The organism is Pseudomonas brassicacearum (assembly GCF_918698105.1).
Lineage (GTDB): Bacteria > Pseudomonadota > Gammaproteobacteria > Pseudomonadales > Pseudomonadaceae > Aquipseudomonas > Aquipseudomonas brassicacearum_F.
On the sequence record NZ_CAKKMI010000034.1, the window covers coordinates 15808 to 41470 of the forward strand.

The 25663-nt window shown below is 62.1% G+C and carries 27 protein-coding genes; 16 read left to right on the forward strand and 11 right to left on the reverse strand.

Annotated elements, in window-relative coordinates; genetic code table 11:
* The first annotated feature begins 40 nt into the window (after positions 1-40).
* From rnd to LQ215_RS15285, 3 genes are all read left to right on the forward strand, one after another.
* Entirely contained in the window at positions 41-1174 is a 1134-nt protein-coding gene (rnd, locus tag LQ215_RS15275; protein ID WP_003198851.1) for a ribonuclease D, read from the forward strand.
* Positions 1171-1464: a YcgL domain-containing protein gene (locus LQ215_RS15280; protein WP_003198853.1), complete on the forward strand. Its 294-nt coding sequence runs from the start codon at positions 1171-1173 to the stop codon at positions 1462-1464. Before rnd ends, LQ215_RS15280 begins: the two co-directional genes overlap by 4 nt.
* A 126-nt stretch (positions 1465-1590) precedes the next feature.
* Positions 1591-2523, forward strand: coding sequence for a D-2-hydroxyacid dehydrogenase (locus LQ215_RS15285; protein ID WP_230151056.1), 933 nt, complete (start codon positions 1591-1593; stop codon positions 2521-2523).
* Positions 2524-3335: 812 nt separating this feature from the next.
* Here the strand turns inward: LQ215_RS15285 and LQ215_RS15290 are convergent.
* Entirely contained in the window at positions 3336-3929 is a 594-nt protein-coding gene (locus LQ215_RS15290; protein ID WP_230151059.1) for a nitroreductase family protein, read from the reverse strand.
* Between the two features lie 160 nt (positions 3930-4089).
* Here LQ215_RS15290 and LQ215_RS15295 point away from each other — a divergent pair, with 160 nt between their 5' ends.
* The gene (locus tag LQ215_RS15295; protein ID WP_230151062.1) at positions 4090-4539 is read left to right on the forward strand and encodes a YcgN family cysteine cluster protein; all 450 of its coding nucleotides are present in this window, start codon (positions 4090-4092) and stop codon (positions 4537-4539) included.
* A 31-nt stretch (positions 4540-4570) separates the two neighbouring features.
* Positions 4571-5800 carry a hypothetical protein gene (locus LQ215_RS15300; RefSeq protein ID WP_230151064.1) on the forward strand — a complete coding sequence of 410 codons (1230 nt, stop codon included), beginning with the start codon at positions 4571-4573 and terminating at the stop codon, positions 5798-5800.
* 124 nt (positions 5801-5924) lie between these two features.
* Here LQ215_RS15300 and LQ215_RS15305 read toward each other — a convergent pair whose 3' ends face one another.
* The 4 genes from LQ215_RS15305 to LQ215_RS15320 form a co-directional block, all read right to left on the reverse strand.
* Positions 5925-6302: a YgaP family membrane protein gene (locus LQ215_RS15305; protein WP_230151066.1), complete on the reverse strand. Its 378-nt coding sequence runs from the start codon at positions 6300-6302 to the stop codon at positions 5925-5927.
* 77 nt (positions 6303-6379) lie between these two features.
* Positions 6380-6850, reverse strand: coding sequence for an RNA methyltransferase (locus LQ215_RS15310; RefSeq protein WP_003198862.1), 471 nt, complete (start codon positions 6848-6850; stop codon positions 6380-6382).
* 197 nt (positions 6851-7047) lie between these two features.
* Positions 7048-7422 (reverse strand): YajD family HNH nuclease, encoded by a 375-nt coding sequence (locus LQ215_RS15315; protein ID WP_003184246.1) that lies wholly within the window; start codon positions 7420-7422, stop codon positions 7048-7050.
* Positions 7423-7470: 48 nt separating this feature from the next.
* Positions 7471-8157: a spermidine synthase gene (locus LQ215_RS15320; RefSeq protein ID WP_003184244.1), complete on the reverse strand. Its 687-nt coding sequence runs from the start codon at positions 8155-8157 to the stop codon at positions 7471-7473.
* A gap of 72 nt (positions 8158-8229) precedes the next feature.
* Here LQ215_RS15320 and LQ215_RS15325 point away from each other — a divergent pair, with 72 nt between their 5' ends.
* Positions 8230-8517 (forward strand): hypothetical protein, encoded by a 288-nt coding sequence (locus LQ215_RS15325; RefSeq protein WP_230151068.1) that lies wholly within the window; start codon positions 8230-8232, stop codon positions 8515-8517.
* A 118-nt stretch (positions 8518-8635) separates the two neighbouring features.
* Here LQ215_RS15325 and LQ215_RS15330 read toward each other — a convergent pair whose 3' ends face one another.
* Both LQ215_RS15330 and LQ215_RS15335 read right to left on the reverse strand, forming a co-directional pair.
* The gene (locus LQ215_RS15330; protein WP_003184242.1) at positions 8636-9109 is read right to left on the reverse strand and encodes a cyclic nucleotide-binding domain-containing protein; all 474 of its coding nucleotides are present in this window, start codon (positions 9107-9109) and stop codon (positions 8636-8638) included.
* 242 nt (positions 9110-9351) lie between these two features.
* The gene (locus LQ215_RS15335; protein ID WP_230151070.1) at positions 9352-11406 is read right to left on the reverse strand and encodes a S9 family peptidase; all 2055 of its coding nucleotides are present in this window, start codon (positions 11404-11406) and stop codon (positions 9352-9354) included.
* Between the two features lie 135 nt (positions 11407-11541).
* Between LQ215_RS15335 and LQ215_RS15340 the strand changes: the two genes are divergently transcribed.
* The 7 genes from LQ215_RS15340 to LQ215_RS15370 all read left to right on the forward strand — a co-directional run bounded on the left by LQ215_RS15340 (position 11542) and on the right by LQ215_RS15370 (position 17437).
* Positions 11542-12039, forward strand: coding sequence for an MFS transporter (locus tag LQ215_RS15340; RefSeq protein WP_230151073.1), 498 nt, complete (start codon positions 11542-11544; stop codon positions 12037-12039).
* Positions 12040-12071: 32 nt separating this feature from the next.
* On the forward strand, positions 12072-12848 hold the full coding sequence (locus LQ215_RS15345) for a class II glutamine amidotransferase (protein ID WP_230151075.1): 777 nt from the start codon (positions 12072-12074) through the stop codon (positions 12846-12848).
* Positions 12849-12860: 12 nt separating this feature from the next.
* Positions 12861-13403, forward strand: a complete 543-nt coding sequence (locus LQ215_RS15350; protein ID WP_057449800.1) for a DUF2937 family protein — start codon at positions 12861-12863, stop codon at positions 13401-13403.
* A gap of 313 nt (positions 13404-13716) precedes the next feature.
* Positions 13717-15003, forward strand: coding sequence for an MFS transporter (locus tag LQ215_RS15355; RefSeq protein WP_230151077.1), 1287 nt, complete (start codon positions 13717-13719; stop codon positions 15001-15003).
* Between the two features lie 63 nt (positions 15004-15066).
* Entirely contained in the window at positions 15067-15819 is a 753-nt protein-coding gene (locus LQ215_RS15360; RefSeq protein ID WP_230151079.1) for a 5-oxoprolinase subunit PxpA, read from the forward strand.
* Entirely contained in the window at positions 15816-16520 is a 705-nt protein-coding gene (gene pxpB, locus LQ215_RS15365; protein WP_230151080.1) for a 5-oxoprolinase subunit PxpB, read from the forward strand. The genes LQ215_RS15360 and pxpB overlap by 4 nt, the downstream gene beginning before the upstream one ends.
* Positions 16517-17437: a biotin-dependent carboxyltransferase family protein gene (locus LQ215_RS15370; protein WP_230151083.1), complete on the forward strand. Its 921-nt coding sequence runs from the start codon at positions 16517-16519 to the stop codon at positions 17435-17437. The genes pxpB and LQ215_RS15370 overlap by 4 nt, the downstream gene beginning before the upstream one ends.
* A 101-nt stretch (positions 17438-17538) precedes the next feature.
* Here the strand turns inward: LQ215_RS15370 and LQ215_RS15375 are convergent, their stop codons facing one another.
* From LQ215_RS15375 to LQ215_RS15385, 3 genes are all read right to left on the reverse strand, one after another.
* Positions 17539-18717 carry a vWA domain-containing protein gene (locus tag LQ215_RS15375; protein ID WP_003198888.1) on the reverse strand — a complete coding sequence of 393 codons (1179 nt, stop codon included), beginning with the start codon at positions 18715-18717 and terminating at the stop codon, positions 17539-17541.
* A gap of 34 nt (positions 18718-18751) precedes the next feature.
* A complete protein-coding gene (locus tag LQ215_RS15380; protein ID WP_003184225.1) occupies positions 18752-19597 on the reverse strand; it encodes an AAA family ATPase in 846 nt (281 codons plus the stop codon).
* A gap of 291 nt (positions 19598-19888) precedes the next feature.
* The gene (locus LQ215_RS15385; RefSeq protein ID WP_230151086.1) at positions 19889-20965 is read right to left on the reverse strand and encodes a DUF748 domain-containing protein; all 1077 of its coding nucleotides are present in this window, start codon (positions 20963-20965) and stop codon (positions 19889-19891) included.
* 147 nt (positions 20966-21112) lie between these two features.
* On the opposite strand from LQ215_RS15385, the gene cysK reads away from it, so the two are divergent.
* The 3 genes from cysK to LQ215_RS15400 all read left to right on the forward strand — a co-directional run bounded on the left by cysK (position 21113) and on the right by LQ215_RS15400 (position 24604).
* Entirely contained in the window at positions 21113-22087 is a 975-nt protein-coding gene (cysK, locus tag LQ215_RS15390) for a cysteine synthase A (RefSeq protein ID WP_230151088.1), read from the forward strand.
* A 374-nt stretch (positions 22088-22461) separates the two neighbouring features.
* Positions 22462-23400, forward strand: a complete 939-nt coding sequence (locus LQ215_RS15395; RefSeq protein WP_230151090.1) for an aspartyl/asparaginyl beta-hydroxylase domain-containing protein — start codon at positions 22462-22464, stop codon at positions 23398-23400.
* 340 nt (positions 23401-23740) lie between these two features.
* Entirely contained in the window at positions 23741-24604 is an 864-nt protein-coding gene (locus LQ215_RS15400; protein WP_230151093.1) for a DMT family transporter, read from the forward strand.
* Positions 24605-24723: 119 nt separating this feature from the next.
* Here LQ215_RS15400 and LQ215_RS15405 read toward each other — a convergent pair whose 3' ends face one another.
* Positions 24724-25632 (reverse strand): DMT family transporter, encoded by a 909-nt coding sequence (locus tag LQ215_RS15405; RefSeq protein WP_230151096.1) that lies wholly within the window; start codon positions 25630-25632, stop codon positions 24724-24726.
* Positions 25633-25663: the final 31 nt, after the last annotated feature.

The following is a 25663-nucleotide window of genomic DNA, read 5'->3' on the forward strand; positions in this document are numbered from 1 at the left end:
GGCGATATATACTGCGCGCCATTCTTCAAGGGAGAGCCGTGTGGCCATCGATATTCACTGGATTCGCGACAACGATAGCCTCGGTCAGTTTTGCGCCGAGTGGCAGCAGTTGCCATTCGTCGCCCTCGACACCGAATTCATGCGGGTCGACACCTTTTACCCGATTGCCGGTTTATTGCAGATCGGCGACGGCAAGCGTGCCTACCTGATCGACCCCTTGACCATCGACAATTGGCAACCCTTGGCCGCGCTGCTGGAAAACCCGGCGGTGCTCAAGGTGTTGCACGCCTGCAGCGAAGACCTTGAAGTGCTGCTGCGCTTGACCGGCAGCCTGCCTGCGCCGCTGTTTGATACTCAACTGGCCGCCGCCTACCTGAACCTGGGTTTCTCCATGGGCTATTCGCGGCTGGTGCAGGAAGTGCTGGGTATCGAGTTGCCCAAGGGCGAGACCCGTTCCGACTGGCTGCAACGGCCCCTGTCCGAGACGCAGATCAGCTACGCGGCAGAGGATGCCGTGCACCTGGCAGAAGTTTTCGTACTGTTGCGCCCGAAGCTTTCTGACGAAAAATACCGTTGGGTCCTGGAGGACGGTGCCGAACTGGTGGCCAACCTGCGTCGCGAAGTCGACCCGTACGAGGTCTACCGCGAGGCCAAGCTGGCCTGGAAACTGTCCCGCGCCCAATTGGCCGTGCTGCGCGAGCTGTGCGCCTGGCGCGAACGCGAGGCGCGGGCCCGTGACCTGCCGCGCAATCGCATCATTCGCGAGCATTCGCTGTGGCCCCTGGCCCGCACCCAGCCGGACAACCTCGGCGCGTTGGCGAAGATCGAAGACATGCACCCGCGCACCGTGCGCCAGGACGGCCAGTTTCTGCTGGACCTGATCCAGCGCGCCGCCAGCGTGCCGCCCGAGCAGTGGCCGCCGGCCGTGGCCGAGCCATTGCCCATCGAGGCCTCGGCCCTGGTCAAGCGTCTGCGGGCGCTGGGGCAGGCTGAAGCCGAGCGCCTGGAAATTGCCCCGGAGCTGATGCTGCGCAAGAAAACCCTCGAAGCGCTGATCAAGAGCGGCTTTCCCGAGGGCCCTTACCAATTGCCTGATTCGCTGCGTGGCTGGCGCCGCGAATTGATGGGCCAGGCGCTGCTCGACAGCCTGGCCACTGCCGGAGAACAGCCTTGAAACGTATCTGCTCCATCTACCGAAGCTCGAAGAAAAACGAGATGTACCTGTATGTGCTCAAGAGCGATGCCTTGGAGCGAGTACCTGAACCGCTGATGGCCGCCTTTGGCAAGGCGATCCATGCCTTCGACCTGGTGCTGAGCCCCGAGCGGGCGCTGTCTCGGGAGGACATCAACAAGGTGCTGGAAAACCTCGACACCCAGGGCTATCACTTGCAAATGCCGCCGGCCGAAGACGAGTACATCGAGCATTTGCCCGAAGAGTTGTTGCGCCGCAACGACCCGGTCTGACGGTCTCTGAGGCACCTGTTCTGGGTGCCTGCGGAACAACACTGGAATGGTTTATTGACGACGATCGCAGGGATGGAGCGACACTCTGTCGGCGGTTGTCTGCACTGTTTTTGAAAGGTTGGATTCATGCGCGTTCTGATTGCCGAACACGATCACCCGGTGTACGCCCAGCTTCTGCGTCAGGCGGCCCCCGATATTGAGGTCCTGACCAGCGGTGACTCCGCCGAATTGTCGCGACTGGCCACCGATTGCCCGGTCTGGCTCGGCCAGCCTGATCTGCTGGCCACCCTGTTGCGTCAGGGCCATAGACCCAGCTGGCTGCAATCGACCTGGGCGGGTATCACGCCGTTGCTGGCCGAGGGCTTGACGCGCAATTACCGCCTGACCCGTGCGGTGGGCATTTTCGGCCAGGTGATGGCCGAGTACGTGCTCACCTACATGCTCGGCCATGAACGCGAGGTGCTGGCGCGGCTGGTCAGCCAGGTCGAGCGCAAGTGGGACAACCGCCAGGGGCAAGGCCTGGCCGGGCGCAAGGTGCTGATCGTCGGCACGGGGGACATCGGCCAGCGTGTGGCGCAGTTCCTCGTGCCGTTCGGTGTGCAGTTGTATGGCGTCGCCCGCGAAGCCCGGGCGATGGCACCGTTCATCGAGGTCGGGGCGCTGAAGGATCTGCCGCGCCTGGTGGGCGAGGCGGATTACGTGATCAACCTGCTGCCCAACACACCCGATACCCATGATGTGTACGACGCAGCGCTGTTCAAGCAATTCAAGCCGACCGGGTTGTTCATCAACGTCGGCCGCGGCGTGGCGGTGGTGGATGCGGACCTGGTGCAAGCCCTGAAGGAAGGGCACCTGGCCGGTGCGGTGATCGACGTCTGCCGCCAGGAGCCGCTGCCGCAGCGTCACCCCTTCTGGACCGCCTGGGGCCTGCTGCTGACCGGCCACAGCTCGGCACCGACCTCGCCACCGATGATGGTGCAGTTGTTCCTGGAAAACCTGCGGGCTTACCAGGCGGGCGAAGCGCTGCGCGGGGAAGTGGATTTCAGCCGGGGCTACTGAAGCTAACCCCTATCAAACCGTGGGAGCGAGCTTGCTCGCGATAGCGGTGCATCAGTCGACATCAATGTTGGCTGACCTGACGCCATCGCGAGCAAGCTCGCTCCCACAGTGGGTCTTCAGTGGCCACAAGAAATGCGTTAACCCCAGAACCAATTGTGGGAGCGAGCTTGCTCGCGAAAGCGGAGTGTCAGTCAACATCAAAGTGGCTGATCTGACGCGATCGCGAGCAAGCTCGCTCCCACAGTGGGTCTTCAGTGGGCACAGGAAATGCGTTAGCCACAGAACCAATTGTGGGAGCGAGCTTGCTCGCGATAGCGGTGCATCAGTCGACATCAATGTTGGCTGACCTGACGCGATCGCGAGCAAGCTCGCTCCCACAGCGGGTCTTCAGTGGGCACAGGAAATGCGTTAGCCACAGAACCAATTGTGGGAGCGAGCCTGCTCGCGAAAGCGGAGTGTCAGTCAACATCAAAGTGGCTGATCTGACGCGATCGCGAGCAAGCTCGCTCCCACAGCGGGTCTTCAGTGGGCACAGGAAATGCGTTAGCCACAGAACCAATTGTGGGAGCGAGCCTGCTCGCGAAAGCGGAGTGTCAGTCAACATCAAAGTGGCTGATCTGACGCGATCGCGAGCAAGCTCGCTCCCACAGCGGGTCTTCAGTGGGCACAGGAAATGCGTTAGCCACAGAACCAATTGTGGGAGCGAGCCTGCTCGCGAAAGCGGAGTGTCAGTCAACATCAAAGTGGCTGATCTGACGCGATCGCGAGCAGGCTCGCTCCCACAGTGGTTTTTCAGCGGTCACAAAATGGGGTTACAGGCTGAAGTCGCCTTCTGCCACCAGTTCGCTCAACGGCCGGCGTGGGCTTGGGACTTCGCGGGCCTGGAGGTACTCGGCCAGTGTCGACTTGTCCCCCAGCTTGCCAATCGCCACGGCGGCGTGCAGGGCGTAGCCTTGCGGGATCTTCAGTTCCTTGCGGGTCAGTTCCTGGTCGAAACCGGCCATGCCGTGGGTGTGCCAGCCGCTGAGGCTGGCTTGCAGCGCCAGGTGGCCCCAGGCCGCGCCCGTGTCGAAGGTGTGGGACTGCGCTGGGGTTTCTTCGGTGGCGCCGGGCACGGCGAAGGTGGTTTTCGACACAATGATCACCAGTGCCGAAGCGTGTTGCGCCCAACTGCGGTTGAATTCATTGAGCAGGCCCAAAAAACGCTCCCAATTCGGCGTGTCGCGGCGCGCATACAGGAAACGCCACGGCTGGGAGTTGTACGCCGACGGCGCCCAGCGCGCAGCTTCGAAGAAGCCCAGCAGGGTTTCTTCGGCAATGGTCTCGCCGGTAAAGGCGCGGGGCGACCAGCGTTCGATGAATTGAGGGTGTATCGCGTAGTCGGCAATGCGGGGATTGGCGCTCATGGGCTTACCTGGCAGGGGTTTGGGAAGACAATGCAGCAACCTACGTCCCGCCGCCCGGCCTGACAAGCCCCGGCTTACCGACAGTCGCCAATGCTTGGCCTGAAGAGGCCCGGGCACTAGACTGTCGGCCTTTTCACCACCTGATGTTGATGCTTGAGCCATGGCCGCCAAAGTCGAACCGTTCTGGAAACGCAAAACCCTCGATCAGCTCGATCTGCAGGAATGGGAATCGCTGTGCGACGGCTGTGGCCTGTGCTGCCTGCAAAAGCTCGAAGACGAAGACGACAACAGCGTCTACTACACGCGCATCGCCTGCAAACTGCTGGACCTGAAAACCTGCCAGTGCACCGACTATCCCAACCGCCGCGACTTTGTCCCCGACTGCATCCAGCTCACACCGGGCAAGGCCGATGAGTTCAAATGGCTGCCGCCGACCTGCGGTTACCGGCTGGTCAGCGAGGGTAAGGACTTGCCGTTGTGGCACCACCTGGTCTGCGGTGATCACGATGCCGTGCACCACGAACGCATTTCCCAGTCCGGGCGCATGCTGGCCGAAGGCAGCGTGCCGGAAGACGATTGGGAAGATCATCTGATTTTCCGCGCCGGCTGAGCCGTCGGGCGGCGCGCTCCAGGGAGAACCCATGGCTGCAGGATTGAAACGGACGCTGGCCGCCGGGCTGCTGGCGATGTGCGGGCCGCTGTGGGCGGCGCAGAAAGTCGATCTGGATTATCACGTGCACCTGTTGCCCCAGAGCGATCAGGCCGAAGTGCGCCTGACCCTGGCCCGGGGTTCGGCGGTGCGCAGCCTGGATTTTGACCTCGGCGACGGCAGTCGCTACAGCGATTTCAAGGCCGACGGCCAATGGCAACTCACCCCCGGCAAAGAGGCGCGCGGTGTCTGGCGGCCGGCAGCCGACAAGGCCAGCCTGAGCTACCGCGTGCGCATCAGCCATGCGCGCAAGAACGCCACTTTTGAAACCCGCATGACCCCGACCTGGGCCTTGCTGCGCGGCGACGACCTGGTGCCGTCGGCCAAGCTCGACCAGCAGGACGGCGTCGAACTGGTGGCCCGTCTTGAGGTTGAATTGCCCAATGGCTGGAAAAGCATCGAGACGCCCTGGCCGCGTATCGGCAAGCAACGCTTTCGCATCGACAACCCCTCGCGCCTGTTCGACCGCCCGACAGGCTGGATGCTCGCCGGCAAACTGGGCAGCCGCCGCACCCGCCTGGGCGAAACTGAAGTGACGGTGGCCTCGCCCCAGGGCCAGGGCATGCGCCGGATGGATGTGCTGACGCTGCTGACATTCGTCTGGCCGCAGGTACAGGCGCTGGTGCCGCGTCATCCTTCCAAGTTGCTGATTGTCGGCGCCGGTGATCCGTTGTGGCGTGGCGCCCAGGCCGGTCACGACTCGATCTACCTGCACAGCCGTCCGCCGCTGGTCAGCGAGCGGGGCAGTAGCCCGTTGTTGCGCGAGTTGGTGCAGGCGCTGGCCCGGGTCAATGATCATGAACGCAGCGACTGGATCAGCGAGGGACTGACCGAGTACTACGCCATCGAGCTGCTGCGCCGCGCCGGCGGCCTGAGTGATGAGCGCTATCAGACCCTCAATGACCGGCTCGCCCGCGACAGCAAGGGCATCACCACCCTGCGCGGCGAACAGATCAGCCCCGCGGCAGTGGCCAAGGCGGTGTTGCTGTTGCAGGAACTGGACCGCGAGATTCGCCTCAAAACCCACAACAAGCGTTCGCTGGATGATGTGCTGCAGGGGGCGATGCGGCTGGAGACAGTGGATACCAAGGAGTTTGTCCAGCTCAGTGAGAGCGTCCTGGGTGGGGCCTCCACTGTGCTGGATACCCGGTTGCTTCAGTGACACCGCCATCGCGAGCAAGCTCGCTCCCACATTGATCAAGTCGTACACAAAGGGTGTGTCCACTGAAGATCCAGTGTGGGAGCGAGCTTGCTCGCGATGAGGCCATCAGCCCCACCGCAAAAAATCAAAGCCCTACTTTGGGCGAATTCAACGAATCATTCCCCGTCACCGTAGCCGTGCCAGTCGCCGCCTCGGCATTGGCCTTCAGGCGGCTCAGCTCATCGCCGGCCTGTTCGATGCGGGCGCGGGCGTTGCTGAGGTTCTGCCGGTTCTTTTCCAACAAGGCCTTGGCCGAACAATGCCCGGTGATCCCCCGCGCCAGCGCCATGCCGCCGATCGCCAGTTGAGCCAGGCCGAGCACACCGCCACGGCGCAAGCCCTTGCCCATCATCAGCACACCGCCGGCCAGTGAGCCAATGCGTTCCCAGCCATGCACGTTTTGTGGCGGATGGGATTGGAAAGGGGTGGTCTCAATCGGCTCGAACGGATTGTTATCGCTCATGATCTGTCTCCAGTGTGGGGATTGGTATAAAACTGACTGCCCGAGCGATTGCCTTGTTCAATCGAATGTTGCACCGATCAGCGGAATTGCGGCCCCGAACGGGTGTTGTTGCCTTTGGCCATGCGGTCATACAGCACGACGTTGACGGTGGCGGCCAGGTTCATGCAGCCGGTGGTGGGGATGTACACCACGTCTTCGCACCAGTCGCGGATGTCCTTGTCCAGCGAGCCGTCTTCCGGGCCAAAAATGTACAGCGCCCGGTCCGGGTGGGTGTATTCGGGCAGTGGGCGAGCGCCCTCCACCAGTTCCACGGCCACCGGCACACAGCCCAGGGGCAGGATTTTCTTCAGGTCGTCGATACCGATCAGCGGGATGTCGTAGTGGACTTTCTTGGTGTCGGTGACGAAGTCGGCGGCACGCTCATAGCGCTTGCCGGTGTAGAACACCGACGCCACGCCGTAGCAGCCGGCGGCACGCATGACCGAGCCGACGTTTTCCGGTGACTTGGGGTTGAACAGACCGATGCAGCTATAGCGTTTGTTGGCCACGGGCGGGGTGCCTTTGGGGAAAAGGCGCGATTATACGGGGAATGGGGGAGGGTGGTCAGGTTCGAGATGTGTGGTTCACACAAGTCTGTGGGAGCAAAGCTTGCTCGCGAACCGGCCCCTCGGTGTCTGAGAGACCGCATCGGCTTCATCGCGGGCAAGCCTTGCTCCCACAAAACGGGGCTCGCCCTATGGCTGGATTATTCGTCCTTCTTCATCAACCCGGCCAGCGCGGCGAAGGGGTTGTGGGTTGCCTTGGCGATTTTCGGGGTGCTCAGGGAGCCGTCGCCAAAATATTGCTGGTCGGTATAACGCGAGTGCTCGTTGTCGTGGCAGTACAGGCACAGCAGTTCCCAGTTGGAACCGTCCTGCGGGTTGTTGTCGTGGTTGTGGTCGCGGTGGTGAACGGTCAGCTCGCTCAGGCGCTTGCCGGAAAACTCACGGGCGCAGCGGCCACAGACATGGGGGTACATTTTCAGGGCTTTGTCGCGGTAGCCCATCTCCCGGTCGCGCTGGGCATCGGCGAGGATGCGGTCCAGCTTGGCGGTGTTGGACGGTGGCGTTGACGAACTCATGGGTTCACCTTTGTAGACAAGACGGATGACGGTTGGACAGAGTTTAGCTCAGCCCTTGAGCTTCTCGGCAATCCAGATGGTGTGGCGGGTGCCTTTGTTGCCATGGGCGAACACTTGCACCTCTTCGGCCTTGAAGCCGGCCTTCTTCAGCTTGTCGGAAAACTGCCGGTCAGCGCTGGCCGACCACACCGCGAGCACGCCCTTGGGCCGCAGGGCCTTGGCGCAGGCGGCCAGGCCTCCCGCCGAATACAGCCAACTGTTGGCTTTCTGGGTCAGGCCTTCCGGGCCATTGTCGACATCGAGCATGATCGCGTCGAAACCCTGGGGTTCGGCTTGCAGCACCTTGGCCACGTCTTCCATGCGGATCACTGTGCGCGGGTCCGACAGCGGCCGCCCGGCTTTTTCACCCAGGGGGCCACGGTTCCACTCCACCACGCCGGGCACCAGTTCGGCCACCACCACTTCGGCGGTCTTGCCCAGGTGCTTGAGGGCCGAGGCGAGGGTGAACCCCATGCCCAGGCCGCCGATCAGCACGCGCGAGCCAGGACGACCGGCGACCTTGCGGCAAGGAATCTCTGCCAGGGCGTCTTCGGAACCGTGCATGCGGGTGTTCATCAACTGCCCGCCGTCACCGCCCTGGATCTTGATGACGAAGTCTTCGCCGTACTCGAACAGGCACAGGGCACCGCCGTTATCAGGGATGGGCGTGGTGTCGAGCAGAACGAAACGTTTCATGGAAATCTCGTAGGAGGGCAAACCGCGCGGTAACGACTAGCCTTAAAACAGACAATAGCCACGGAGCCATTGATGAAGTGCATCATTCTAACGGCCATTGCCCTGGCGGCGCTCTCAATAAGTTGCGCCCAGGCTCAACAACCGACGATTCCGGTCAACCCGCCCAGCATCCCCGGGTCGCCTGGCACCGCGACCCCGATGCCGTACCCGCCGGTCACGCCCAGCGGTGTGCCCAAGGCCGGCAGCGGAAGTGGCGGGCCGCCCTTGCTGCCACCCATCGAAATGCCCAAGCCGCCCAAGGACCAGCCGATACCGGGCATGGAGCCCAAGCCGGTGAAGGCCAAGTCGCCGGGGGGATAGATCGAGAGCCTGTGGGAGCGAGCTTGCTCGCGATGGCGGTGTATCAGTCAACATTGATACCAACTGACCCGACGCTATCGCGAGCAAGCTCGCTCCCACAGGTATTGTGGTCTGGCTGTCAGACCTGCTGCGACAACAACTGTCCATCGGCCATGCGCAGGCGCTTGGACAGGGAGACGGCGAGGGCGCGGATGATCTTGGCGGCGATCTTGGGGGCGTCGTTGAGCATTTTTTCCAGGGAGTCCTTGCCCAGGTTCAGCAACTGGCAATTGCTTGCGGCGATGCAACTGGCCGAGCGTCGTTCGCCGTCGAGCACGGCCATTTCGCCGAATGCCCGGCCACTGCGCAGCGTGGCGATGGTCACGGGTTGGCCGTCGGGGCCGGTTTTCTGCACAGCCACCTGGCCGGTGTGGATGATGCACATGAAGCTGCCGGCATCGCCCTCGCGGAAAATCGCCTCGCCCTCGGCAATGGCGCTGATGCTGAAATAGCCCGACGCGGCGGCGAAGTCGACAGGCAGCAACTGGTCGAACAGACCGCAGTCCATCAACCAGTCGCGGATTTCTTTGTTCAGTAAGGTCGGTTCTGACATGTTGGCACGGTCTTTTTCTTGTTTGTTGCAGGTTCAGTTTGGCCCGGGTGTAAGCAGACCTCTGGAACAGACTCTTGTGGGAGCAAGGCTTGCCCGCGATGGCCTCAACTTGATCTGACAGACAGAACTGAGTCGCCTGTATCGCGGGCAAGCCTTGCTCCCACAAAGCCCTTCCCACATTGGGCTGGGTTACAGCAAGGCCTTGCGCATGCAGCTAAGACCCGGCCATCCCACAGAGTTCCTCAGACCAGCCCCAAAACCTTCAACACAAATGCATATTCGAGCGCTACGTCACGCAATCCCTGGTAGCGCCCGCTCATTCCGCCATGGCCGGCGCCCAGTTCGGTCTTGAGCAGCAGCGGGTTGTCGTCGGTCTTGGTGGCCCGCAATTTCGCCACCCACTTGGCCGCTTCCCAGTACTGCACACGGCTGTCGTTGTAACCGGCGATCACCAGCAGCGCCGGGTACGCTTGGGCGCGGACGTTTTCATACGGGGCGTAGGCCCGGATCCGATCATAAACCTCCGGTTCCTCTGGATTGCCCCATTCGTCGTATTCGGTGACGGTCAATGGCAAGTCCGGGTCGAGCATGGTGTTGAGCACGTCGACGAATGGCACCTCGGCAATCGCCACCTTGAACAGCTCCGGGCGTTGATTGAGCACCGCGCCGATCAGCAGGCCACCGGCGCTGCCGCCGCTGATTGCCAGTTGCTCGGCGCTGGTGAAGCCGTTGCTGATCAGATGTTCGGCGCAGGCGATGAAGTCGCTGAACGTGTTGTGTTTGTGTTCCTGCTTGCCGGCGCGATACCAGGCTTCCCCCAGCTCGCCGCCGCCGCGCACATGGGCGATGGCAAACGCTACGCCGCGGTCAAGCAGGCTCAGCCGCGAATGGGAAAACCACGGGTCGAGGCTTTCGCCATAAGCACCGTAGCCGTACAGGTACAGCGGTACCGGCCGGCCAAGGGCTTCGCGCTTGATCACCAGGCTGATGGGCACCTGGGTGCCGTCTGGTGCTGTAGCCCAAAGCCGCTGGCTGACGTAGGCATCGGCGTCGAACGGGCCCAGTACCGGGGTTTGCTTGAGCACGACCTGTGCGCCGCTGGCCAGGTCCAACTGACGGATCTGCGCCGGACGATTCAGGGCCTCGTAGCGCAGGCGGATGCGATCGCTGACGAATTCCAGGCTGTTCTGCACATGCAGGCTGTAGGCCGCATCCGGCAGTTGCACCCGATACGCCGGAAAGCCTTGCGGGTGAACTTCGATGATCGGCAAGCCGCCCTCACGCAGGCTCAAGGTCATGGCCCCGGCGTTCAGGCTCAGGCCGTCGATCATCACCGTGTCGCTGTGGGGGATCAGGTTCTGCCAGTCGGCCTCGGTCGGCGCTACGCCCGTGTCAGCGGCCTGGTACAACGCGAAGTTGATTCCGTCGCGGTTGCTGCGGATCAACCAGGTCCATTGGCCATCGAGCAGGCCGTGGTCGACGTCGTATTCATGGTTTTCCACGCGGGGCGCCAGGCAGGTAAAGGGGCGCTGCGGTTGTGCGGCGTCCAGCACCCAGACTTCGCTGGTGGTCTTGCTGCCCAGGGACAGGATCAACTGCTTTTCCGAGCTCGAACGATAGCAGTGCAGGAAGAAACGCCCGTCCGGCTCATGGAACACTTGCTCGGCGGCCGTGCCGTCCAAGCGATAGCGCCAGAGTTTGTGGGGGCGATGAGTGTCGTCCAACTCGCCGAAAAACAGCGTCAGGCTGTCGTTGGCCCAGGTCATGCTGCCGTCGCAATTGGCGAAGGACAGTTCGCTGACCTTGTCGTTGGACAATTCCTTCACGAACAGGGTGTAGATCTCGTCGCCCGTGGTGTCCAGGCTGTAGGCCAGACGCTGGTGGTCAGGGCTGATGCTGAACGCGCCCAGGGAAAAGAAGCCTCCGCCGGCCAGCACGTTCGGGTCCAGCAGCAGTTGTTCACGGCTTTCATCCACTCTCAGGCTGTCATCGGCCGGCCGCGGGCAGCGGTAGTGGCGCGGGTATTCGTCACCGGCGGTGGTACGGGTGTAATACAGGTACGGGCCCCAGGGCGAGGGCAGCGACAGGTCGGTCTCGAGAATCCGGCCCTTGATCTCCTGGAACAGGGTTTCGCGCAGCTCGGCCTGGTCGGCGAGTTGCGCCTCCTGGTAGCTGTTTTCCGCCTTGAGGTAGTCGAGCACGGCGTCGGTGTCGCGTTCCTGCAGCCAGGCGTATGGGTCAACACCGGCGTCCTTGCGGGCAATCGGGGCGTTGGGAACGTGGGCAGATAGGGACATGAAAGGCTCTCGAACGTTGTACGAAAAGGGACACATGGCCTGGACAGAACCAACCACACAGGCCATTCGCCAGACGCCGGGGCAGCCTGACGAGCGAAAAGCCGTTACTATAAGCGTCTCTTTGCCTGCCTTGCCATGGACACCATGACCGAGAATGACTATCTGATCGCCTGGGGCCTCTACGCCTTCGCCGCCCTGGGCTGCCTGCTGGTGTGGATGCGCATGACCCGCTGGATGTGGCGCTGGTTGCGCGAACCGCTGCGGTTGCTGATGGCGGTGTTGCTGTTTTGCCCGACCATCGTGGATCCGGTGAAGGACAAGTTCGCCCCGGCCCTGGCCATTGTTGCCCTGGACGTGCTGTTCAAAGTCGGCAACAACGTCTGGCGAGCGGCTTCCGATCTGCTCATGTACGGCATGATCGCCTTCGGCCTCTACTTGGTTTTCGTGCTGATCCGCTTCCCCATCGAGCGCGCCGCCAACGCTCGCAAGGAGCGGGCCGCCGCCGCAAAAGCCGCCGCTGCCGCCGATGAACCGGAGGACGAGCCGCCGTTCGGCGTGGCCGGTGACGACCGTTACGGTCGCCCGCCCGTGCCGAGCAACCCCCAGCGTTCGCGTATCGAACCGCGCCTGTAACCGGGCCTGCCCCTTGAAGCGAGAGTTCGAGCATGTGTGAGTTATTGGGCATGAGCGCCAATGTGCCGACCGACATCGTGTTCAGCTTCACCGGGCTGATGCAGCGCGGCGGCAAGACCGGGCCGCATCGGGACGGCTGGGGCATCGCCTTCTATGAGGGCCGAGGCCTGCGCTTGTTCCAGGACCCGGCCGCCAGCAGCGAATCGGAAGTGGCGAACCTGGTGCAGCGCTATCCGATCAAGAGCGAAGTGGTGATCGGGCACATTCGCCAGGCCAACGTCGGCAAGGTCTGCCTGTCCAATACGCACCCGTTCGTGCGTGAGTTGTGGGGCCGCAACTGGTGTTTTGCCCACAACGGCCAGCTCGCCGATTTCCATCCGGGCGTGAGCTTCTACCGCCCGGTGGGCGATACCGACAGCGAAGCGGCTTTCTGCGATCTGCTCAACCGCGTGCGCCAGGCTTTCCCCGAGCCGGTGGAGGTGGAGCAATTGCTACCGTCGTTGATCGAAGCCTGCGCCGCGTACCGCAGCAAAGGCGTGTTCAACTGCCTGCTCAGTGATGGCGACTGGCTGTTCTGCTATTGCTCGACCAAACTGGCGCAGATCACCCGTCGTGCGCCGTTCGGCCCGGCGCGCCTCAAGGATGTGGATGTGATTGTCGATTTCCAGGCGGAAACCACGCCCAACGACGTGGTCACGGTGATCGCCACCGAGCCCTTGACCGAAAATGAAACCTGGACCCGCTACGAACCGGGCCAATGGAGCCTGTGGCGACGCGGCGAATGCGTCAGCCAAGGCCGGACCGAATAAGGACGTCACGTTATGTTGCTCAGTTATCTACGGCTGGTGTTGTTCGCGGTGGGCCTGTTGGTTGGAGTCCAGGTGCCGGGCTTCATCAATGATTACGCCAAGCGGGTCGAGGCGCACCTGATCGAGGCGCAGACCGGCCTGCAAGGGTTCCAGGGCACCGCCAACCAGTTCTTCAAGGGCGACATGCAAGCCCTGGTGGCCCATTACCGCGCCAGCGAAGACCCGATCTTTCGCAGCGACGCCGACAGCCTGAACACCTTGCTCGTGCGCCAGCAGGCCCTGGACAAGCAATTCCAGGCGATGCAAGGCCCGTGGTACATCCGCTTGCTGCAAGTGGCGCTGGCCGCCGATCCGGACATCCGCAAGGAAACCTGGAACGGCTACAGCTACCAGATCCTGTTGACCCCCGAGGCCATGATCTGGGGCATCAGCGGTGCGTTGTTGCTGTCGTTCGGCCTGGAATGCCTGTTCCGCCTGATCGACTGGGTGGTGCTGGGCGGCAAGCGCCTGCGCCAGGGCCGGCCGATTGAAGAGCGCGACCTGCGCGGACTCTGACACCGCAGGGCTTTTGTGGCGAGGGAGCTTGCTCCCGCTGGTCTGCGAAGCAGACCCAAAACGGTCCGGCACCTTACACCTGACACTGTGCAACGTCTGGTTTGGGGCCGCTGCGCGCCCCAGCGGGAGCAAGCTCCCTCGCCACAAAAGCGGTCCGCCTTTGCTGGCGATGTTCTGCCCAATCAAGTTTTTCTTATGACCCAGCCAAGGTTTTATTCGTTGGACGGGATCGGCCGTGCGTTCAAGAATCGGGGCAACGGTCTCCACGTCAGCGTCGTCGAGACTCAAAACAATAAAACCGTGGAGAACCACCATGAGTGCACCCGACACGCTCGGCGTCCCCCAACCCCAGGCCCGTTCCGGCCCATTCGATTGGTATCGCAACATCAACCAGCAGGAACGTCGCACCTTCTGGAGCTGCAAGATCGGCTACGCCCTGGACGGCATGGACACGCAAATGCTCAGCTTCGTGGTGCCGACCCTGATCGCGATGTGGGGCATTACCACCGGGCAGGCAGGCCTGATTCACACCAGCACCTTGATCGCTTCGGCCATTGGCGGCTGGGTGGCGGGCATTCTCTCGGACCGCATTGGTCGGGTGCGCACCCTGCAACTGACGGTGCTGTGGTTCGCCTTCTTCACCTTTCTGTGCGGCTTTGCCCAGAATTACGAACAACTGTTGATCGCTCGCACACTGATGGGCTTTGGCTTCGGCGGCGAGTGGACTGCCGGCGCGGTGTTGATGGGCGAGGTGATCCGCGCCAAGGACCGCGGCAAGGCGGTGGGCATGGTTCAGTCGGGTTGGGCCCTGGGCTGGGGCATGACGGCGATCCTGTATGCGCTGCTGTTCTCGGTGCTTCCGCCGGAAGACGCCTGGCGCGCGTTGTTTATCCTGGGCATTGTCCCGGCGATATTCGTGATATTCGTCCGGCGCCTGGTCAAGGACCCGGAGGTCTATAACCAGACCAAGGCCCGGCTGACGCCGGAAAATCCAGCGAAGTTCTATGAGATTTTTGCCCCCGGCATCCTCTCCACCACCATCCGGGCTTCGCTTCTGACCACCGGCGCGTTGGGCGGTTACTACGCGATCACATCCTGGCTGCCGACTTTCCTGAAGAACGAGCGCGGCTTGAGCGTACTGAGCACCGGCGGCTACCTGGCGATGGTCATCGTCGGTTCCTATGTGGGTTATGTCATCAGCGCGTACCTGAGTGACATTCTCGGCCGCAAGAAAAACTTCGTCCTGTTCGCCGTCGGCTCGTTCACCATCGTGTTGCTCTACACGCAGGTGCCGGTGAGCAATACCGTGATGCTCTGGCTGGGCTTCCCCTTGGGCTTCTTCGCTTCGGGGATGTTCAGCGGCATGGGCTCGTTCCTCACCGAACTGTTTCCTACGCGCATTCGGGGTTCGGGCCAAGGCTTCTGCTACAACATTGGCCGGGCGGTGGCGGCATTGTTTCCGCTGTTGATCGGTATTTTGAGCCAGAAGGTGCCACTGAGCGTGGGTATAGGGGCGTTCGCGGCGGTGTCCTATGGCGTGGTGATCCTCGCGGCCCTGAGCCTGCCGGAAACCCAAGGCAAGCAGTTGGAAGCTGAGTAACTGATAACCTGCGGGCACATGTCCCACAGTTAAACGAAGAAAGAACCTACAGGAGCGTTCACCGTGAGCCGCCTGCTATTGAACTGCGACATTGGCGAAAGCTTCGGCAGCTGGACCATGGGTCTGGACGCCGAGGTGATGCCCTTCATCGATTGCGCCAACATCGCCTGCGGCTTCCATGCCGGCGACCCGAGCATCATGCGCAAGACCGTCAGCCTGGCCCTGAGCCACGGCGTGCGAATCGGCGCGCACCCGGCCTATCAGGACCTGGCAGGCTTCGGCCGCCGCTCCATGGCCTACGGTGCCCAGGAATTGCAGGACTTGCTGCACTACCAGATCGGCGCCCTCGACGGCATCTGCCGGGCGCAAGGCGGACGGGTTAGCTACGTCAAGCCCCACGGCGCGATGTACAACGACATGATGGCCAACCCGGCGCAACTGCGCGCGGTGATTCAGGCCGTCGCGGCCTATGATCGGCAACTGCCGCTGATGCTCATGGCGACCCGGGACAACAGCGCCGCCCAGGCCCTGGGCGACGAGTACGGCCTGACCCTGTGGTTCGAAGCCTTTGCCGACCGCGCCTATGACAGTGCCGGTCGCCTGGTTTCGCGGCAAGCACCGGGCGCGGTGCACCACGATCCCGAGGTGATTATCGGGCAGGCCCTGACCATCGCCCGCGGCGACGCGTTGACCGCCAGCGACGGCAGTGCCTTGCACCTTATGGCCAACACCTTGTGCGTACACGGCGACAACGCCAGCTCCGTGGCGGCCGTGCAACGCATCCGCGAAGCCCTGGATGGGCAGAGTGCGCCATGAGACCACGCGTGGAAGTGGTGGCGGTGGACTGCCTGATGGTGCGTCTGTTCGATGAGATCGCCGAGGCCAACATGCCCTGGATGCTTGCCGCCAGCGAACGCCTGCGAGCGGTGTTTGCCGAACATCTGATCGACCTGGTGCCGTCCTACACCACGTTAATGGTGCACTACGATTTGCTTGCCCTGAACCCGATGCAAGCTCGCGAATTGATCGACGAGGCGTTGAATAACCTTTCACCGGATGCCCGGACCGCCGGCCAATGCCACGTGCTGCCGGTGTGGTACGACCTCGGTGTCGGTCCGGAGCTGGAACTGCTGGCGAGCCGCAGCGGGCTGACGGTCGCCCAGGTGATCGGCCGCCACAGCGAACGCGAGTACCAGGTGTTTGCCTTGGGCTTTGCTCCTGGCTTCGCCTTCATGGGGCTGGTGAACGAGGAACTGGCCGCACCACGCCTCGACACGCCGCGCAAACGCGTGGCGGCGGGCAGCGTGGGTATCGCCGAGCGCCAGACCGCGGCGTATCCGGTGGTGTCGCCCGGTGGCTGGAACCTGATCGGTCGCACCCCGACCAAACTGTTCGATCGCCAGCGTGATGGCTACAGCCTGATGCAGCCGGGGGACACGGTGCGATTTGCCCCTGTGGATCATGCCGAATTCATCGCGCTGGGTGGCGACGACACACCGTTGGAGGCCCAGGCATGAGCCGGTTGTTGATCGAGGCCAGCACCCCGCTGTGCCTGTTGCAGGACGCCGGCCGTTTCGGCGTGAGGCATTTGGGCGTGACCCAGGGTGGCGCGGCGGACTGGTTGTCGATGGCCTGGGCCAACTGGATGCTCGGCAATGCCCTGGGCGCGGCGGTGGTGGAGATCACCCTCGGCGGTTTCACCGTGGTGGCCGAAGACGATTGCGTGCTGGCGCTGGCCGGGGCGGACCTGGGCGCGCGGATAGACGGCCAGGGGGTGGCGTCGTGGCGCTTCTTCAGTTTGCGCAAGGGCCAGGTGCTGGCGCTCACCCAGCCTGTGCTCGGTGCCCGGGCCTACCTGGCAGCTCCGGGCGGTTTCAATGCGCCTGCGGTGCTGGGCAGCCGGGCGACGGTGGTGCGTGAGGAACTCGGCGGCCTGGATGGGAGAGGGCGGGCGTTGAATCGCGGCGAGCACCTGAGCTATTCAGGCACGCCGACGCCTCGGCCCATGCCGCACACGCTGATTCCGGATTTCCAGCAAACGCAGCCGCTGGATTTGATCCTGGGGGCGCAGAACGGTGCGTTCAGTGGGCAGAGCCTGTACGACGCGTTCAATACGGCTTGGACCCTGGACAGTCGCGCCGATCGCATGGGCATGCGGTTGCTGGGCACGGCCCTGGAATATCAGGGGCCGGCGATGATTTCCGAAGGCATCCCGCTTGGTGCCGTGCAGGTGCCGCCGGACGGCCAGCCAATTGTATTGCTCAACGACCGGCAAACCATCGGTGGCTATCCACGGCTGGGCGCCTTGAGCCCGCTGGCCCTGGCCCGGTTGGCGCAATGCCTGCCGGGGGCGCAGGTGCGGTTGCGGCCGGTGGTGCAGGCGGTTGCGCATCGGCAGCAGGTTGAGTGTTTGCGGGCGCTGTTAAACCGCTAAAAGCAACGCGAGCAAGCTCGCTCCCACAGGGATCTGCTAGCGACAAAGATCCAGTGTGGGAGCGAGCTTGCTCGCGATGAGGCCCTAAAGGGCACCAAAGATCACTTGGAAAGAAACCGCATCCCTTCCTCCAACCCCCGCAAGGTCAGCGGATACATCCGGTCTTCCACCAACTCGCGCACGATGTTGGTCGAGGCGGTATAGCCCCAGGTGTCCTTGGGGTACGGATTGATCCAGATGAGCTTCTTATACTTCTCCATGAAGCGCTGCATCCACACATAACCGGCTTCTTCGTTCCAGTGTTCGACGCTGCCGCCGGCCTGGGTGATTTCATAAGGCGCCATGGCGGCATCGCCGATGAAGATCACTTTGTAGTCGGCGCCGTATTTGTGCAGCAGGTCCTGGGTCGAGGTGCGCTCCGAGGTGCGGCGCAGGTTGTTCTTCCACACCGATTCGTAGACGAAGTTGTGGAAGTAGAAATACTCCAGGTGCTTGAACTCGGTCTTGCAGGCCGAGAACAGTTCTTCGCAGATCTTCACGTGGGCATCCATCGAGCCACCGATGTCGAACAGCAGCAACAGCTTCACGGTGTTGCGTCGTTCCGGGCGCATCTGGATGTTCAAAAGGCCGGCATCGCGGGCGGTGTGGTCGATGGTGCCATCGATGTCCAGCTCTTCGGCCGCACCCTGGCGGGCGAACTTGCGCAGGCGGCGCAGGGCGATCTTGATGTTGCGGGTGCCCAGTTCCACCTGGTCGTCGAGGTTCTTGTACTCGCGCTGGTCCCAGACCTTCACGGCCTTGCCCTGGCGCTTGCCGGCGTCGCCGACCCGAATGCCCTCGGGGTTGAAGCCGCCGGAGCCGAACGGGCTGGTGCCGCCGGTGCCGATCCACTTGTTGCCGCCGGCATGGCGTTCCTTCTGTTCTTCCAGGCGCTTCTTGAATTCTTCGATCAGCTTGTCCAGGCCACCCAGGGACTGGATCTGCGCCCGCTCTTCGTCGGTCAGCGAACGCTCAAATTCCTTGCGCAACCAGTCTTCGGGAATCAGCGCCTGGAGGTGGTCGTCGAGTTTCTCCAGGCCGTTGAAGTAGGCGGCGAAGGCTCGGTCGAACTTGTCGAAATGCCGTTCGTCCTTCACCAGGATCGCCCGGGACAGGTAATAGAACTCGTCCATGTCGGCGAAGATCACCCGCTGTTTCAGCGCGTTGATCAGGTCCAGCAGTTCACGCACCGACACGGGCACCTTGGCGGCGCGCATCTCGTTGAACAGGTTAAGCAGCATGGCAATCGCCCTCGCTCTTGTTGGACAAAGAGGCTCAGCGAGTGCCGCGACGGCTCATGAACGCCAGGCGCTCGAGCAATTGCACGTCCTGTTCGTTCTTGACCAGGGCGCCAGCCAGCGGCGGGATGGCCTTGGTTGGATCGCGCTCGCGCAGCACCGCTTCGCCGATGTTGTCGGCCATCAGCAGCTTGAGCCAGTCCACCAGTTCGGACGTGGAAGGCTTTTTCTTCAGGCCCGGCACCTTGCGCACGTCGAAGAACACGTCCAGCGCTTCGCTGACCAAGTCCTTCTTGATGTCCGGGTAATGCACATCGACGATCTTCTGCAGGGTGACGCGGTCGGGGAAGGCGATGTAGTGAAAGAAGCAGCGGCGCAGAAACGCGTCCGGCAATTCCTTTTCGTTGTTGGAGGTAATGATGATGATCGGCCGTTGCTTGGCCTTGATGGTTTCGTCGGTCTCGTAGACGTAGAACTCCATCTTGTCGAGTTCCTGCAGCAGGTCGTTGGGGAACTCGATGTCGGCCTTGTCGATTTCGTCGATCAGCAGGATCACCCGTTCCTCGGACTCGAACGCTTCCCAGAGCTTGCCTTTCTTCAGGTAGTTGCGCACGTCGTGGACCTTGTCCACGCCCAACTGCGAGTCTCGCAGGCGGCTGACCGCATCGTACTCGTACAAGCCCTGGTGGGCCTTGGTGGTGGACTTGATGTGCCAAGTGATCAGGCGCGCGCCGAAGGACTCGGCCAGTTGTTCGGCCAGCATGGTCTTGCCGGTGCCCGGTTCGCCCTTGACCAGCAATGGCCGCTCCAGGGTGATGGCGGCGTTCACGGCCAGTTTCAGGTCATCGGTGGCCACGTAGGCGCTGGTGCCTTCGAACTTCATCTGCAATTTCCTCGAACGTGTCGCCGGCCCGGCGAGGCGGGGCGCGCGAAATAAATATCGTGCCCGACTATAACGCGGCGCCCCGGCGACTGTGAACGCAGACGCTGTATTCAGTCTCTGAATGGGGCGTCACATGTTGACTCAGTCTCGGCTATCACCCGATGGGTCATCATCACCCAGTGGCGAGGGAGCTTGCTCCCGCTGGGCTGCGAAGCGGCCCCAAAAAGCCTGCAATCGCTACGCACTTGAGCGGGAACAAGCTCCCTCGCCACAAAAAAGCCGGCAAACACCTTAATCGGCCGACGGCGGTGGCTGTTCATAACGGGCATTGAAGGCCTGGACGAAACCGTTGCGCAGGATCTGCAGAAAGGCTTCGAAGGCGCTGATGTCCTGCTGATGAACATTGCCACTGAGTTCCACCCGGGTGGCGAACTGGTTCTTGCGCTGGTTCTTGAGGGCCGTTTCGCCTGTGCCGACCAGCGCTTCCCAGACCGAGCGGAAGATGTTCTTGTTCTGGTTTTCCACGTCCTGCTGCCAGTCGAACACGTCGACATCGCGCAGCAATGGCTTGATGTAGCCGCTGAGCTTGGCGTTGTCGGCTTCGGCCTCGATCACTACGTCGCCGTGGCCGGCATTGAAATCGAATTTGCCATACGCCGCGGCGAAATCGTTCAGGCGCTTGAGCTCGATGTTCCTGGCCCGCAGGCGGAAGTCGAAGTCCTCGAAGTTGCTCAAGGGGTCGAAGGTGGCCTGCATTTCCAACGGCGCGTGTTCGGCCACCAGGGCCTTGCCCTCGAAACGGGCGTCGCGCTTGCCTTCGGTGTCGACCACGTTGGTCAGGTTGTAGAAGCTGGCGTTGACGTCGGTGGCCCGCAGGTTGACCGGTGGCTTGGAGTTGAAATTGCGAAAGGTGACCTTGCCATCACGGATGCGCACTTCATTGAAGGTGATGGGCAGCAGTTTTTCCAGTTGCTCGCGCCAGTTGGTGCCCCGGCCGGTCTGGGAGTTCTGTCGGTTGGCCCCACCGTCGACGAAGTTCACTTCCGGGCGGGCGAATTCCACCTCGGCCACCACCGCATGGTCGTACCACAGCGAATGCCAGCTCACCGACAGGTCCACCAGCGGTGCGGTGACGAACGGCACCGGGACCTTGCCGTCGACCTTGACGATTTCCAGGCCGTTGATCCGGTAGGCACCGCGCCACAGGGCCAGGTCCACGTCGGTGATCTGGCCGCGATAATCGCCCATGTCGGCCAGTTTGTCGTTCAGGTAGTCGCGTACCAGGTAAGGCAGGGCAAAATGCAGGGCCACCAGCACCGCGGCGATGGCGGCGAAAATCCACAATGGCCAACGGTATCGACGCTTCATGGCAGTCAGTCTCCAGCGTTTGTTGGGGGAGCGCCTTCTAATGCCATTGACTGTCGCAACAACAGGATCGTTCGGTGCAACTGGACGCCCATGGGCAACAGGCATACCTTTAAAGGCTTACATTCCCGCTGCATCAAGGACCCAGCCATGAGCCGTATATTCGCTGACAACGCCCATTCCATCGGTAATACGCCGCTGGTGCAGATCAACCGCATTGCTCCGCGCGGTGTGACCATCCTGGCCAAGATCGAGGGGCGTAACCCCGGGTATTCGGTCAAGTGCCGGATCGGTGCGAACATGATCTGGGACGCTGAAAGCTCGGGCAAACTCAAGCCGGGCATGACCATCGTCGAACCGACGTCGGGCAATACCGGGATCGGCCTGGCGTTCGTCGCCGCCGCCCGTGGCTACAAGCTGATGCTGACCATGCCCGCCTCCATGAGCATCGAGCGGCGCAAAGTGCTCAAGGCCCTGGGTGCGGAGCTGGTGCTCACCGAACCGGCGAAGGGCATGAAGGGAGCCATCGACAAAGCCGCCGAGATCATGGCCAGCGATCCAGCCAAATACTTCATGCCGCAGCAATTCGATAACCCGGCGAACCCGGCGATCCACGAAAAAACCACCGGTCCGGAAATCTGGAACGACACCGACGGCGCGGTGGACGTGCTGGTGGCAGGCGTGGGCACCGGCGGCACCATCACCGGCGTTTCGCGGTACATCAAGAACACCTGTGGCAAACCGATCCTGTCGGTGGCGGTCGAGCCCGAGGTTTCGCCGGTGATTACCCAGGCGATGGCGGGCCAGGAGATCAAGCCCAGCCCACACAAGATCCAGGGGATCGGCGCCGGGTTCGTGCCGAAGAACCTGGACCTGTCGATCGTTGACCTGGTCGAGCGGGTCACTGACGACGAGTCCAAGGCCATGGCCCTGCGCTTGATGCAGGAGGAGGGCATCCTCTGCGGGATCTCTTGTGGCGCGGCGATGGCCGTGGCCGTGCGCCTGGCGGAAAAACCGGAGATGCAGGGCAAGACCATCGTCGTGATCCTGCCGGATTCGGGCGAGCGGTACTTGTCGAGCATGCTGTTCAGTGATCTGTTTACCGAGCAGGAGATCCAGCAGTAACGGTGGATACTCAGTTGTAGCGAGAACGCTTGTGTGGCGAGGGAGCTTGCTCCCGCTGGGCTGCGAAGCGGCCCCAAAAGCCTGCGAGCGCTGCGCACTCGAGCGGGAGCAAGCTCCCTCGCCACACAAGGTTGTCCCAGGAGCTTGCCTTGGGAGCCTGCCGCGAGAGGCCTCAGGTTGCATTTGCACGAGTTGTTTGACAGGCGTCAGCCAAGGTTCAGGTGACGCCTGTTAGAAAGTGTTTATTGCATTTCACTCAACAGAGAATGTTGCGTCAGACGGTTTTTTACCCAGGCCATTAGGGATTAACATGGCCTTCGGCTACGTCGGGCAGTAGGCGTTGCGTCAAGTGTTTAGGACAAGGAGTTATAAAAATGACCGTTTCGTTTGTCGCCAAGGCCTCGGTGTTGCTGCTGTTCTTGGGCAGTACGCTTTATGTGCATTTGCGTGGCAAGGCACGTCTGCCGGTGTTGCGCCAGTTCGTCAACCACTCGGCGCTGTTCGCCCCCTATAACACCTTGATGTACCTGTTCTCCGGCGTGCCCTCGAAACCGTACCTGGACCGCAGCAAATTCCCCGAACTGGATGTGCTCAAAGACAACTGGCAAGTCATCCGCGACGAGGCCATGCACCTGTTCGACGAGGGCTACATTCGCGCTGCCGAGAAGAACAACGACGCGGGTTTCGGCTCGTTCTTCAAGAAGGGCTGGAAGCGTTTTTACCTCAAGTGGTACGACAAACCGCTGCCGTCGGCTGAGCTGCTGTGCCCCAGGACGGTCGCGCTGGTCAGCCAGATCCCCAATGTTCGGGGCGCCATGTTTGCCCTGCTGCCGGGTGACAGCCATCTGAATCCGCACCGGGACCCCTTCGCCGGTTCGTTGCGTTATCACCTGGGGCTGTCAACCCCCAATTCCGACGACTGCCGGATTTTCGTCGACGGCCAGATCTACGCCTGGCGCGACGGCGAAGACGTCATGTTCGATGAAACCTATGTGCACTGGGTCAAGAACGAAACCCCGCAGACGCGCGTGATCCTGTTCTGTGATGTCGAGCGGCCCTTGAAAAGCCGGTTGATGACCCGTCTCAACCGCACCATCAGCGCGTTCCTCGGCCGCGCCACCGCGCCACAGAACCTGGATGATGAACACGTCGGTGGCATCAACCGGGCCTATGCCTGGAGCAAGTCGTTCAGCGACGGCATCAGTGGCCGGGTCAAGCAATTCAAGCGCAAGCATCCCAAGGCCTACCGGGTGATGCGCCCCGTGTTGGCAGTGGTGGTGCTGACGGCGCTTGGCTATTGGTTGTTCGGTTAAATATTGCGTTGTCCATCGGGCGCTGGTTATAGTCAGCGCTCTTCGGGTTTTCGAACCCACCTCTTCAAGAGATCGGCTCATGCCTGTATCCCCTGTCATCGCGGTCGTGGTTCCAGCGTTCAACGCTGGCGTCGTGCCGTGTGGGAGCCAGCAGCCTGCGCAGATCGGTCAATACCCTCCACCTGTCCGTAGCTCATCGGTGTACGCCGTCGTATCACCGCCGGGTGTTGGCATTCAGGGCTGATCGGCAACGGTTGCCTATCCCCTGTGCCCGCCTGAAAAAACTACTGGACTTCAGCCTCGGCTGAGTTGGCTTTTTGCCTGACTACAGGTGGTATCCATGTTTTCCCTTTCCAAAAACGCCTTGTTGGCGGCGGCTTCCACGAGCCTGTTCGTTTTGCTGTGGAGCAGTGGGGCGATCTTTTCCAAGCTGGGCCTGGCCCACGCTTCCCCCTTCGCCTTTTTGCTGATCCGTTTTGCCATTGCGCTGTCGGCGCTGGTGCTGTTGATTCCGTTGCTCAAGTTCAAGCTGCCCAAGACCGGCAAGCCGATGCTGTACGCGGCGACCACCGGGCTCGTGCTGCTGGGCGCCTATCAGATTTTTTATCTGCTGGCGCTGCAAATGAGTGTCACGCCGGGGGTCATGGCGACCCTGATGGGCGTGCAACCGATCCTGACCGTGGTGCTCATGGAGCGGCAGCGTTCCTGGTCGCGGATGTTCGGCCTGATGCTGGGGTTGGTCGGGTTGGTCATGGTGGTGTACCAGGGCATCGGCCTGGCCGGCATGTCCCTGGGCGGGATGCTCTGCGGGTTGCTGGCACTGGTGAGCATGACGGCCGGTTCGATCATGCAGAAGCGCATCACCGACAACCCCCTGGGCACGCTGCCGGTGCAGTACCTGGCCGGACTGGTGCTGTGCGCGGTGTTCGTGCCGTTCCAGCCGTTCCATTTCGAGTACAGCACAGGGTTCTTTGTGCCGGTGTTGTGGATGGGGCTGGTGGTGTCGGTGCTGGCGACATTGCTGCTGTACCGACTGATCGCCCGCGGCAACCTGGTGAATGTCACCAGCCTGTTCTACCTGGTGCCGGCGGTGACGGCGATCATGGACTACCTGGTGTTTGGCAACCGGTTGGCGTTGTTGAGCTTGCTGGGGATGGTGCTGATCATCGTGGGGTTGGTGTTTGTGTTTCGTAAAAGTCGCTAGCCCTTAAATGTAGAGTGACCGCACCACTGCTTTCGCGAGCAGGCTCGCTCCCACAAGTCATGTGCAATTCTTGTGGGAGCGAGCCTGCTCGCGAAGGCATTTTTAACAGCGCCGATGAACTACCGGGCAGACACCTCAGCCGGTTTCGCCACTGAAGGCTTCAACACCAACCACAACGCCGCTGCAATCAACACCCCGCCATACACATGTGCCATCCCCAACGGCTCATCCAGCAACAACGCCCCCCACAGCACGCCGAACGGCGGAATCAGGAAAGTCACGGTCATCGATTTGACCGGGCCGATGGAACTGAGCAGGCGGAAGTAAAGGATGTACGCCAGCGCGGTACACACCAGGCCCAGCCCCAGCAGTGACAACCAGACGCTCCAGCCACCCCAACTGGCCGGTGGTTGGTTGATGACGCTGTAGCCAAACAGCGGCAGCAAGAACACCGTGGCGCCGAACATGCTGCCCAGGGCCGAAAGACGGCTGTCCAAGCCCCCTTGCTGATCGAGCCAGCGACGGGTGAGGAAACCGGCAAAGCCATAGCAGGTCGTGGCCAGCAGGCAGGCGAGGGCGCCCATCAACAATTGCAGGTCGAACGCCACCGGGCCGGCGCGGGTCAGGATGCCGACGCCGAACAGCCCCAGGCAGACACCGCTGACCTTGGCTGGGGTGAGTTTTTCGCTGAAGAACAAGCCGCCGATCAACACCCCCATCAACGGTGTGGTGGCGTTGAAGATCGCCGAATAACCCGCTGGCAGCACCTGGGCCGCCAGCGAATAAAACGTGGCCGGAATGCCCGAGTTGATCAGGCCCAGCACCATGACGACTTTGAGCTTGCCGCGAAAATTCCAGTCGATGCGCATCAGGGCCAGGATCACCAGCAACCCGACGAAGGCGATGGACACGCGAAAAAAGGCCGTGGGGATGGTGCCAATGACGGGGGCGATAATGCGCATGAACAGGAAACTGGCGCCCCAGATAGCGGCCAGTGACAGTAAACGCAGGATATCAACGAGGTTCACGAGTCATTCCTTCCTTGATTGGGCGGCAAGT

Bases quoted from the DNA above. Each gene is read 5' to 3' on its own strand.
- LQ215_RS15375 (WP_003198888.1), bottom strand. From the start codon at position 18,717: ATGCTGCTTAACCTGTTCAACGAGATGCGCGCCGCCAAGGTGCCCGTG.
- LQ215_RS15330 (WP_003184242.1), bottom strand. From the start codon at position 9,109: ATGTCAGAACCGACCTTACTGAACAAAGAAATCCGCGACTGGTTGATG.
- LQ215_RS15380 (WP_003184225.1), bottom strand. From the start codon at position 19,597: ATGAAGTTCGAAGGCACCAGCGCCTACGTGGCCACCGATGACCTGAAA.
- LQ215_RS15285 (WP_230151056.1), top strand. From the start codon at position 1,591: ATGCGCGTTCTGATTGCCGAACACGATCACCCGGTGTACGCCCAGCTT.
- LQ215_RS15400 (WP_230151093.1), top strand. From the start codon at position 23,741: ATGTTTTCCCTTTCCAAAAACGCCTTGTTGGCGGCGGCTTCCACGAGC.
- LQ215_RS15335 (WP_230151070.1), bottom strand. From the start codon at position 11,406: ATGTCCCTATCTGCCCACGTTCCCAACGCCCCGATTGCCCGCAAGGAC.
- LQ215_RS15320 (WP_003184244.1), bottom strand. From the start codon at position 8,157: ATGAAACGTTTCGTTCTGCTCGACACCACGCCCATCCCTGATAACGGC.
- LQ215_RS15300 (WP_230151064.1), top strand. From the start codon at position 4,571: ATGGCTGCAGGATTGAAACGGACGCTGGCCGCCGGGCTGCTGGCGATG.
- LQ215_RS15340 (WP_230151073.1), top strand. From the start codon at position 11,542: ATGGACACCATGACCGAGAATGACTATCTGATCGCCTGGGGCCTCTAC.
- LQ215_RS15395 (WP_230151090.1), top strand. From the start codon at position 22,462: ATGACCGTTTCGTTTGTCGCCAAGGCCTCGGTGTTGCTGCTGTTCTTG.
- LQ215_RS15345 (WP_230151075.1), top strand. From the start codon at position 12,072: ATGTGTGAGTTATTGGGCATGAGCGCCAATGTGCCGACCGACATCGTG.
- LQ215_RS15370 (WP_230151083.1), top strand. From the start codon at position 16,517: ATGAGCCGGTTGTTGATCGAGGCCAGCACCCCGCTGTGCCTGTTGCAG.
- pxpB (WP_230151080.1), top strand. From the start codon at position 15,816: ATGAGACCACGCGTGGAAGTGGTGGCGGTGGACTGCCTGATGGTGCGT.
- cysK (WP_230151088.1), top strand. From the start codon at position 21,113: ATGAGCCGTATATTCGCTGACAACGCCCATTCCATCGGTAATACGCCG.
- LQ215_RS15355 (WP_230151077.1), top strand. From the start codon at position 13,717: ATGAGTGCACCCGACACGCTCGGCGTCCCCCAACCCCAGGCCCGTTCC.
- LQ215_RS15385 (WP_230151086.1), bottom strand. From the start codon at position 20,965: ATGAAGCGTCGATACCGTTGGCCATTGTGGATTTTCGCCGCCATCGCC.
- LQ215_RS15325 (WP_230151068.1), top strand. From the start codon at position 8,230: ATGAAGTGCATCATTCTAACGGCCATTGCCCTGGCGGCGCTCTCAATA.
- LQ215_RS15350 (WP_057449800.1), top strand. From the start codon at position 12,861: ATGTTGCTCAGTTATCTACGGCTGGTGTTGTTCGCGGTGGGCCTGTTG.
- LQ215_RS15315 (WP_003184246.1), bottom strand. From the start codon at position 7,422: ATGAGTTCGTCAACGCCACCGTCCAACACCGCCAAGCTGGACCGCATC.
- LQ215_RS15305 (WP_230151066.1), bottom strand. From the start codon at position 6,302: ATGAGCGATAACAATCCGTTCGAGCCGATTGAGACCACCCCTTTCCAA.
- LQ215_RS15290 (WP_230151059.1), bottom strand. From the start codon at position 3,929: ATGAGCGCCAATCCCCGCATTGCCGACTACGCGATACACCCTCAATTC.
- LQ215_RS15295 (WP_230151062.1), top strand. From the start codon at position 4,090: ATGGCCGCCAAAGTCGAACCGTTCTGGAAACGCAAAACCCTCGATCAG.